General features: G+C 69.1%; 9 protein-coding genes and 1 pseudogene. 2 read left to right on the top strand and 8 right to left on the bottom strand.

Annotation, left to right across the window (positions count from 1 at the left end; all coding sequences use genetic code 11):
- Both AC1D12_RS15990 and AC1D12_RS15985 read left to right on the top strand, forming a co-directional pair.
- On the top strand, window positions 1–713 hold a 713-nt coding region (locus AC1D12_RS15990; protein WP_477841451.1), incomplete at its 5' end, for a c-type heme family protein.
- Window positions 714–734: 21 nt separating this feature from the next.
- Window positions 735–2,138, top strand: a complete 1,404-nt coding sequence (locus tag AC1D12_RS15985) for a serine/threonine-protein kinase (RefSeq protein WP_477841449.1) — start codon at window positions 735–737, stop codon at window positions 2,136–2,138.
- Window positions 2,139–2,147: 9 nt separating this feature from the next.
- Here AC1D12_RS15985 and AC1D12_RS15980 read toward each other — a convergent pair whose 3' ends face one another.
- From AC1D12_RS15980 to AC1D12_RS15945, 8 genes and pseudogenes are all read right to left on the bottom strand, one after another.
- On the bottom strand, window positions 2,148–3,293 hold the full coding sequence (locus AC1D12_RS15980; protein ID WP_477841447.1) for a Fic family protein: 1,146 nt from the start codon (window positions 3,291–3,293) through the stop codon (window positions 2,148–2,150).
- Window positions 3,294–3,349: 56 nt separating this feature from the next.
- Window positions 3,350–4,030: a cysteine hydrolase family protein gene (locus AC1D12_RS15975; RefSeq protein ID WP_477841446.1), complete on the bottom strand. Its 681-nt coding sequence runs from the start codon at window positions 4,028–4,030 to the stop codon at window positions 3,350–3,352.
- Window positions 4,030–5,586, bottom strand: a complete 1,557-nt coding sequence (locus AC1D12_RS15970) for an ABC transporter ATP-binding protein (protein ID WP_477841444.1) — start codon at window positions 5,584–5,586, stop codon at window positions 4,030–4,032. Before AC1D12_RS15970 ends, AC1D12_RS15975 begins: the two co-directional genes overlap by 1 nt.
- On the bottom strand, window positions 5,583–6,356 hold the full coding sequence (locus tag AC1D12_RS15965) for an ABC transporter ATP-binding protein (protein ID WP_477841442.1): 774 nt from the start codon (window positions 6,354–6,356) through the stop codon (window positions 5,583–5,585). The genes AC1D12_RS15970 and AC1D12_RS15965 overlap by 4 nt, the downstream gene beginning before the upstream one ends.
- Window positions 6,353–7,123: an ABC transporter permease gene (locus AC1D12_RS15960; protein WP_465110995.1), complete on the bottom strand. Its 771-nt coding sequence runs from the start codon at window positions 7,121–7,123 to the stop codon at window positions 6,353–6,355. Before AC1D12_RS15960 ends, AC1D12_RS15965 begins: the two co-directional genes overlap by 4 nt.
- Before the next feature lie 10 nt (window positions 7,124–7,133).
- On the bottom strand, window positions 7,134–8,105 hold the full coding sequence (locus AC1D12_RS15955; protein ID WP_465110994.1) for an ABC transporter substrate-binding protein: 972 nt from the start codon (window positions 8,103–8,105) through the stop codon (window positions 7,134–7,136).
- On the bottom strand, window positions 8,102–8,848 hold the full coding sequence (gene biuH, locus AC1D12_RS15950; RefSeq protein ID WP_477827400.1) for a biuret amidohydrolase: 747 nt from the start codon (window positions 8,846–8,848) through the stop codon (window positions 8,102–8,104). The genes AC1D12_RS15955 and biuH overlap by 4 nt, the downstream gene beginning before the upstream one ends.
- Window positions 8,845–9,151: pseudogene (locus AC1D12_RS15945) on the bottom strand (ABC transporter permease); the annotation flags it as partial. The gene biuH and the pseudogene AC1D12_RS15945, both read right to left, overlap by 4 nt.

Raw genomic sequence — 9,151 nt, 5'->3', positions numbered from 1 at the left:
GCTCCTACACCGCGACGCAGATCGCGCCGCTGCTGGAGACGCAGATGAAGTACACCTTCCTGCCGCAGTCGGTGCCGGCCTACTCGTCGACCGAGGTGCTGAACACGCTGCGCAAGGATCACCCGGAGTACGCCTACAAGCCGGCGATGCTGAACCCGACCAACCCGCGCGACCGCGCGCAGGACTGGGAGGAAGACGTGATCCAGCAGTTCCGCCAGAACCCCGAGCGCACCGAGTTCGTCGGCCAGCGCGTGACGCCGTCGGGCCCGGTCACCTACATCGCCCGGCCGATCAAGCTGTCGAACCCGGTGTGCCTGCGCTGCCACAGCACGGTCGAGGCGGCGCCGAAGCCGATGGTCGACAAGTACGGCCCGGCCAATGGCTTCGGCTGGACCATGACCGAGGTGCTGGGCGCGCAGGTCGTCTCGGTGCCGATGTCGGTGCCGCTGGAGCGCGCGGACCGCGCCTTCCGCGTCGTGATGGCGCTGCTGGCCGGCGTGTTCCTGCTGATCGTGCTGGCGTTGAACCTGATGCTGTGGCAGCTCGTGATCCGGCCGGTGAGCCGGCTGTCGACGCTGTCCGACCGCGTGAGCCTGGGCGAGCTCGACGCGCCGGAGTTCAACACGAAATCGCGTGACGAAATCGGCGTTCTGGCCGAATCCTTCGCGCGCATGCGCAAGAGCCTGGTTCACGCGCTCAAACTCCTCGAGTGAAATCGCGCGTGCACTCCGCCCATGAAGCACCCTGAGCAACTCGGCAAGTACCCGATCACCGGCGTGATCGGCGAAGGCGCCATGGGCGTGGTGTACAAGGCGTTCGATCCGATCATCCAGCGGCCGGTGGCGATCAAGACGATCCGCAAGCACCTGGTCGGCGAAGACCTGTCGGGCTCGTCGACCGCGGAGCGCTTTCGCAACGAGGCGCAGGCGGTCGGGCGCATGTCGCACCCGAACATCGTGCCGATCTACGAGTACGGCGAAGACGACGACACCGCGTTCATCGCGATGGAGTACGTCGAGGGCCGCACGCTGTCGAAGATCCTCGCGGCCACGCCACGCCTGCCCGAGGTCGACATCCTGAAGCTGATGGACCAGCTGCTCGACGCGCTCGACTGCGCGCACCGCCACGGCGTGTGGCACCGCGACATCAAGCCGGCCAACCTGATGGTGACGAATGCCGGCCAGCTGAAGGTGACCGACTTCGGCATCGCGCGCATCGAATCGCAGGTGCTGACGCAGATGACCTCGACGATCGGCACGCCCGGCTACATGGCGCCGGAGCAGTACGTCGGCGAGAACGTGGACCACCGGGTCGACGTGTTCGCGGCCGGCGTGCTGCTGTACGGGATGCTGGTCGGCCAGTCGCCGTTCCGCGGCTCGCCCGAGGCGGTGATGTACAAGGTGATGAACGACACGCCGACGCCGCCGAGCCGCATCGACATCGCGCCGCGGCCCGATTTCTACGACAGCATCGTCGCGCGCGCGATGGCGAAGAAGCCGCAGGATCGCTTCGCGACCGCGGCGCTGTTCCGCCAGGCGCTCGCCCGGCGCGTGCTGCCGTCCACCGAAGACGAATCGGAGACGACGGTGATCATGGCACCGCCGCGGCCGGCGGCGGCGCCATCCGCCGATCCGCATGCACCGACGGCGGTGCTCTCTGCCGGCTCGGCCGGCTCGGTCCGCACGACCGCGCCGCCGACCGGCTGGGATCCGCAGACGCTGGCCCGCGTCGAGCTGGCGCTGGCCTCGTTCGTCGGGCCGGTCGCGAAGGTGCTGGTGCGCAATGCGGCGCGTTTCAGCACCGACCTTCCGAGCCTCGCGGCGAAGGTGTGCGAGCACCTGGGCAGCGATGCCGACCGCGCGCGCTTCACCGCAAAGCTCGGCGCGACCGGCACGCAGGCGGTGTCGCACCCGGTGAACCCGTCGCTGCCGACCGGCCACCATGCGCTGACCGACGAGATGGTCACGCAGTCGCGCAAGGTGCTGACAGCCCACCTCGGGCCGATCGCGGGCGTGCTGGTGAAGAAGGCGCAGGCGAAGGCCCAATCGCAGGAGCAGTTCTTCGCGCTGCTGGCGGAGAACGCGGCGGCGGGGAAGGACCGCGAGAAGCTGATCGAGGCGCTTCGGCGCGGCGCTTAGGCGTGCACCTCAGCGCGACAGCAGCTCGATGTAAGCCCGGTAGCTGAAGCTGCGGTTCTTCTTCTGCCCGGTCAGCTCGGTCACGATGCCCGACGCTTCCAGCAGCTTCACCGCCGCTGTCGCCGTCGGGAACGTGGTGTCCAGCTTCTGCCGCACCTGCTCGATCGTGAAGCGCGGCATCACCGGCAGCAGCTCGAACAGCCGCAGGCTCACGGCACCGATCCGCGGCACCGCCAGCAGGCGCCGGCGATCCGCGGCCACCAGGCTGGCAATCGCGACGATGCCGCGCTCGGCTTCGTTGGCCGCGGCCTCCACGGCCTGCAGGAAGAAGCCCGTCCACCCCTCCCAGTCGCCGTCGGTGCGCACGGCCGACAGGCGCCGGTAGTACTCGCGCTGGTGCTGCTTCAGATAGCCGCTGAGGTACATCAGCGGCTCGGGCAGCAGCCCCCACTGCTCCATCAGCGCCGCGATCAACAGGCGGCCGATGCGGCCGTTGCCGTCGAGGAACGGATGGATGGTCTCGAACTGCACATGCGCCAGCGCCACCCGCACGAGCGGCGGCAGCGCCGGTTCGGGCTCGTGAATGAAGCGCTCCAGGTCACCGAGCAGTTCCACAACGCGCTCCGGCGGCGGCGGCACGAACACCGCGTTGCCCGGCCGCGTGCCGCCGATCCAGTTCTGCGAGCGGCGCAGCTCGCCCGGCTGCTTGCCCGCGCCGCGCGCACCAGCCAGCAGCAGGCGATGCGCGTCGCACAGCAGGCGCACGCTCAACGGCAGGCCGCGCGGGGCGTGCAGGTTCTCGCGCACCAGGCGGAAGGCACGCAGGTAGTTGGTGACCTCCTCAACATCGTCGGTGTTGGCGATGGCCAGGCCCGCTTCGTCGTCGAAGAGATCCGTCAGCGTGGCCTGCGTGCCTTCGATCTGCGAGGTGAGCAGCGCTTCCTTGCGGATCGCGCTGTACAGCAGCCACTCGACCGACGGCACCAGGCCCGACACGCCCGACAGCCGCGCCAGCGCCAGCTCGGCATCGCGCGACCGGGTCTCGTAGGACTCCGGCGCCAGCACCGGGCGCACCGGCGGCAGCGGGCGCGGCACGAAGGCCCGCACGGCCTCGCCTGCCGTGGTGCTCCTGACGTAGGTGCCGGTGCTGCGCATCGTATGAAAGCGGCCTTGAATGAGGCGCCATCATACTAAAGACTTCTTTAATATGATCAGGTGCTGGTAAAGCCCGCTTTCACAGCCGCTTTGACGGCGTCCAACGACGCCGTCCACCCGACGATCCCGCCCTGCGCACGGATCATCGCGAGCGTCGCCGCCTTGAACTGCGGGAAGTACGAGCCGGTCGCTTCCTCGACCAGCAGGCACTCGTAGCCGCGGTCGTTGGCCTCGCGCATCGTCGTCTGCACGCAGACCTCGGTCGTCACGCCGCCGAAGATCAGGCGCGTGATCTGCTGGTCTTGCAGCAGCTCGGCCAGCCGCGTGCCGTAGAACGCGCCCTTGCCCGGCTTCGCGATCACGACGTCGCCGGGCTGGGGCATCAGCTCCGGCACGAAGCCGGCGCCCGGCTCGCCCTCGATCAGGATGCGCCCCATCGGCCCCGGGTCGCCGATGCGCAGGCTGGGCTTGCCACGCAGCCGCTTGGCCGGCGGGCAGTCCGACAGGTCGGGCCGGTGGCATTCCTGCGTGTGCACCACCAGCACGCCCATCGCGCGGCACAGCGCCACCAGCTCAGCCGCGGCCGGCACCACCGGCGCCAGCAGCGACACTTCGTTGCCGAGCGCCGCGCCGAAGCCGCCCGGCTCGATGAAATCGCGCTGCATGTCGATCATCAGCAGCGCGGTGTGCGCCGGCTCGAACTCGAACGGGCCCGGCAGGGCATCGACCTGGATCATCAATGGCTCCCGCCCATGAATCCGCCGAGGACGTGGCGGTCCGCCTGCGATGCGTCGGCCTCGTGCACGATGCGCCCCTCGCTCATCACCGCGATGCGGTCCGACAGCGCCAGCAGTTCGTCCAGGTCCTCGCTGATCAGCAGCACCGCGCCGCCGCGGTTGCGCACGTCCATCAGCCGCTGATGGATCTCGGCCACCGCCGCGAAATCGAGCCCGAACACCGGGTTCGAGACGATCAGCACGTCGGCCTCGTCGCTCAGCTCGCGCGCCAGCACCGCGCGCTGCACGTTGCCGCCGCTCAGCGCGCGGATCGGTGCCAGCTCGCTGCGCGTCTTGACGCCGAACTCTGCGATCAGCCGGCGTGCGCGCTCGCGCAGCACCGAGGCGCGCAGCCAGCCGCCGCGCGCCGCGGGCGTTTGGTCGAAGGAGCGCAGGCCGATGTTGTCCGAGACGCTCAAGTCGCCGACGCAGGCATTGCGCAGCGGCTCCTCCGGCAGGCTGCGCACCTTCAGGCGCTGGTTCTGTGCGCGCGTCGCGGCAAAGCGCTCGCGCTGCTCGCCGTGGCCGATCCACACCTCGCCCGACACGCGCCGGCGCTGGCCGACCAGCGCCTCGGCGAACTCGCGCTGGCCGTTGCCCGAGACACCCGCCACGCCGACGATCTCGCCGGCATGCACGCTCAGGCTCAGCCCATTGACCGCTGCCTGCCCGCGGTCGCCATCGACCGTCAGCGCCTCGATCGTCAGCCGCGCGGCGCCGCGCTCGCGCTCGGTGCGCTGCGGCGGCGCGAACTCGCGCTTCGCCTCGGCAGCAACGTCATCCGCTGTTTCGCCCGCCGCCCCGATCATCTCCGCCGCCAGCTGCCGAGGATCGGTCTCGGCCACCCGGTGCGCCGCCACCAGCCGGCCGCGCCGCAGCACGCTCACGTCATCCGCATACGCGGTGACCTCGCGGAACTTGTGCGTGATCAGCACGATGCTGCAATCGCCCGCATGCGCGCGATCGCGCAGCAGCCCCAGCACCTCGTCGGCCTCCTGCGGCGTCAGCACCGAGGTCGGCTCGTCGAGGATCAGGAGCCGCGGCTTCAGCAGCAGCTGCTTCAGGATCTCCAGCTTCTGCTTCTGCCCGGCCGACAGCTGCTGCGGCGTCGCATCGAGGTCGAGCCTGAACGGCGTCGTCTCGAGGAAGGCCGCCAGTTCCCTGCGCACGCTCGGCCAGTGGATGACGGCCGGCAGCCGCCCGCGCGCGAGCAGCAGGTTCTCGGCCACCGTCATGCCCGGCACCACGGTGAAGTGCTGGTAGACCATGCCGATGCCGAGCTCGCGCGCGACCACCGGCGACGCGATGTCGCGCTCGCGGCCGTCGATCAGCACGCTGCCTTCTTCGGCGCGCTGCCAGCCGACGACGCATTTCACCAGCGTGCTCTTGCCGGCGCCGTTCTCGCCGAGCAGCGCGTGCACGGTGCCGGGCCGCACCGCGAGCGACACGCCGTCGAGTGCGGTGAAGGCGCCGAAGCGCTTGGTCAGCTGGTACGTGTCGAGCTGCAATGCGGTCACGCCTTCATCTCCCGCCGGAACACCTCGAGCGTGTGCGCCTTCACACGCACGAAGCGCTCGTCGGACACCGCCTCCGGCAGGCGCGGTCGCGGCATCTCGAAGGGCACGAACTCGGCGATGCGCGTCGGCCGGCGCGTCAGCAGCAGGATGTGGTCGGCCAGGAACACCGCGTCTTCCAGGTCGTGCGAGACGATCACCATCGTCACGCCGGTCGCGAGGTGCGCCTCCTGCAGYTTYTCGCGGATGAACAGCGTCATCTCGAARTCSAGCGCCGAGAACGGYTCGTCSAGGAACAKCACCTCGGGCCGCGGCGCGAGCGCCCGCATGATGCACACCGTCTGCATCTGCCCGCCCGACAGCTCGTACGGGTAGCGCGCCAGGTCGAAGCGGATCTCGAACAGCTTCACCAGTTCGTCGACGCGCTCGCGCACCTGCGCTTCCTTCATGCCCTTGCGGCGCAGCGGGTAGGCGATGTTGTCGCGGGCGCTGATCCACGGGAACAGCGCGTCGCGGTAGTTCTGGAACACGTAGCCGATGTCGGTCTGCTTCAGCGTCTTGCCGTCGAACAGGATCTCGCCGGCGTCCAGCGGCACCAGCCCGGCGATCATGTTCATCAGCGTCGACTTGCCGCAACCGTTCGGCCCGAAGATCGAGACGATCTCGCCGCGCGGCAGGTCGAGGTTGAAATCGGTGTACAGCGGCGATCCGGCGAACGACTTGCACAGCCCGCGGATCGTCACGTGCGGCAGGTTCAGCACCGGGCCGCTCATGCCTTGCCGCTCCAGTGGATCAGCTTCTTCTCGACCAGCAGGAACGCGAGGTTCAGCAGGTAGCCGAGCGCGCCGGTGATCAGGATCGAGCTGTACATGTCCTTCACGTTGAACACCTGCTGCGCATCGATGATGCGGTGGCCGAGCCCGGTCTCCGAGCCGATGAACATCTCGGCGACGATGACGATCACCAGCGCCATCGAGACCGCGCTGCGCAGGCCCACGAAGGTCTGCGCGAGGCTCTCCATCAGCATCACGTCCTTGAACACATGCCAGCGCGACACGCCCATGATCTGCGCCGCCATCACCCGCGTCTTCTTCGCGTTCATCACGCCGTAGGCGCTGTTGAACAGCACGATCAGCATCGCGCCGAAGCTCGCGATCGCGACCTTGTTGATGTCGGTGATGCCGAAGATCAGCATGAAGAGCGGGATCAGCGCCGAACTCGGCGTCGAGCGGAAGAAGTCGATCACGAACTCGACGCTGCGGTACGCCAGCTCGGAGCTGCCGAGCAGCACGCCCAGCGGCACGCCGACCAGCACCGCGATGCCGAACGCGGCCAGCGTGCGGTACAGGGTGGACAGCAGGTCCGGCCCGATCGCGCCGCTCGCGACCGTGCTCCACAGGTAGGCGAGCGTCTCGCCGGGCGGCGGCAGCAGCACCGGCTTGATCCACCGGGCCGAGATCACGAGCTCCCACAGCGCGAACAGCAGCAGCGGGCCGATCAGCGGGAGCAGCCTTCGGTCCATCAGTCGCGAGGCGTTCATGGCCCGCTCCTCACGCGGTGTAGAGCAGCGGCTTCACCGGCACCGCACGCGAGAAGATCTTGCGTTCGGTGAACACGTCGAAGAACTTCTGGAACGCATCGATGTCGCTGGGCTTGAACTCGTTGTAGAGCGTGAAGCCCGACAGCGGCACCTCCTTCACCAGCGACGCGTCGATCGACGTGAAGCCGTCGAGGTGGTTGCGCGACTCCTCGGGGTTCTTGCGCACGTGCTCCACCGCTTTCGCGTAGGCGGCGATGTATTTCTTCGCGTCGGCCGGGCGCTCCTTCAGCAGCGTGGCGGTCACGCTGGCCGAGCCGCCGAACCACGGCGCCTCGGCATCGCCGAGCACGTACTTGCTGATCACGCCGGTCTCGAGCACGCGCGTCAGGCCCTTCAGGCGGCCCGCGGTGCCGGTGGGCTCGAGCGTGTAGACCGCGTCGATCTGCCCGCCGACGAGCGCCGGCACGTGCTGGCCGACCGGCAGCTCGGTGACCTGCGGATTCGCGACGCCGTTCTTCTCGAGCATGATCTTCGCGAGCGTGACGTTCTGGATGCCGGGGCCGCTCGCGATCTTCTTGCCCTTCAGGTCGGCAAGCGACTTGATCGGGCTGTCCTTCGCGACGACGAACTCGTCGAGCACCAGCTTGTGGTTCGACGGGTTGCTGCAGATGATCTTGAACAGGCCCGGCGAGGTGATCTCGGCGAGTGCCAGCACGGCCGACGCGGTGCCGTTGGCCGAGCCGTGGATGCGGCCGGAGATCATCGCCTCGGCCACCTGCTGGGCGCTGGAGAACTTGACGCCCTCGACGTCGAGCCCGGCCTCCTTGAAGGTGCCGAGCTCCAGGCCGGCATACAGCGGCAGGCCACTCGCGATCGGCCAGTAGCCGATCAGGATCTTGTCGTCCGCGGCGCGGGCGAACGAGGCCGCGCCGAGGGTGGCCGTGGCGGCGAGGGTCTGCAGGGTGCGGCGGCGGGTGATCATCGAGGGGTGCTCCTGGGAACGTGTTTCTGTGCGCCGGCTTCGACAGGCTCAGCCCGAACGGAGGCAATCAGCGCATTCGAATCGGCCACCGCGCCGAACACCCCGCCCTGCATCGTCACCATCTTCAGCGCCGCGAGGTGGTTGCCGAGGTCGGTGGCGGCAGTGCAGTCCGAGACGATCAGGCACTCGTAGCCGCGGTCGTTCGCGTCGCGCATCGTGGTGTGCACGCACACGTCGGTCGTGATGCCGGTCAGCACCAGGTTGCGGATGCCGCGGGTGTGCAGGATCAGGTCGAGGTCGGTCGCGTAGAACGAGCCCTTGCCGGGCTTGTCGATCACCGGCTCGCCGGGCAGTGGCGCGAGCTCGGGGATGATTTCCCAGCCCGGTTCGCCGATCGTCAGGATGCGGCCGCACGGCCCGACGTCGCCGATGCCGATGCCGTCGGTGCCGATCTGCCGCGAGCGCCAGCGCTTGTTGGCCGGCAGGTCGCTCAGGTCGGGGCGGTGCCCTTCGCGGGTGTGGATCAGCAGGCAGCCGGCGTCGCGCATCGCGGCCATCAGGCGCTGCAGCGGCGCGATCGGCGCGCGCGTCAGGCCGATGTCATAGCCCATCTTGTCGACGTAGCCTCCCGCGCCGCAGAAGTCGACCTGCATGTCGATCACGATCAGCGCGGTGTTGTCGGGCCGCAGGTCGCCGTCGAACGGCCAGCGGTAGGGATCGGCATCGACGTAGCGGGGGATCACAGCGACACCCCCAGTTCCGCCGGTGCGCCCTGGACCCGGCGCGTCGGCGAGCAGGTCCACACCAGGATCGCGAGCGTCAGCACGTACGGCACCGCGTTGAACAGGTGGTAGCCGCTGCTGATGCCCACCGACTGCAGCGCCGGCCCGAGCGCGCCGGCGCCGCCGAACAGCAGCGCCGCGCCGAGGCAGCGCCACGGGCTCCAGCGCGCGAAGATCACCAGCGCCACCGCGATCAGCCCCTGCCCGCTCGACAGCCCTTCGTTCCAGCTGCCCGGGTAGTGCAGCGACAGCGAGGCACCGCCC

The sequence above is a fragment of the Rhizobacter sp. P1_G5 genome, assembly GCF_056405435.1.
The sequence above is the reverse complement of the archived record's forward strand: the minus strand, read 5'-3'. Positions and strand labels throughout refer to the sequence as shown.

Bases quoted from the DNA above. Each gene is read 5' to 3' on its own strand.
- AC1D12_RS15980 (WP_477841447.1), bottom strand. From the start codon at position 3,293: ATGCGCAGCACCGGCACCTACGTCAGGAGCACCACGGCAGGCGAGGCC.
- AC1D12_RS15955 (WP_465110994.1), bottom strand. From the start codon at position 8,105: ATGATCACCCGCCGCCGCACCCTGCAGACCCTCGCCGCCACGGCCACC.
- AC1D12_RS15960 (WP_465110995.1), bottom strand. From the start codon at position 7,123: ATGAACGCCTCGCGACTGATGGACCGAAGGCTGCTCCCGCTGATCGGC.
- AC1D12_RS15985 (WP_477841449.1), top strand. From the start codon at position 735: ATGAAGCACCCTGAGCAACTCGGCAAGTACCCGATCACCGGCGTGATC.
- AC1D12_RS15975 (WP_477841446.1), bottom strand. From the start codon at position 4,030: ATGATCCAGGTCGATGCCCTGCCGGGCCCGTTCGAGTTCGAGCCGGCG.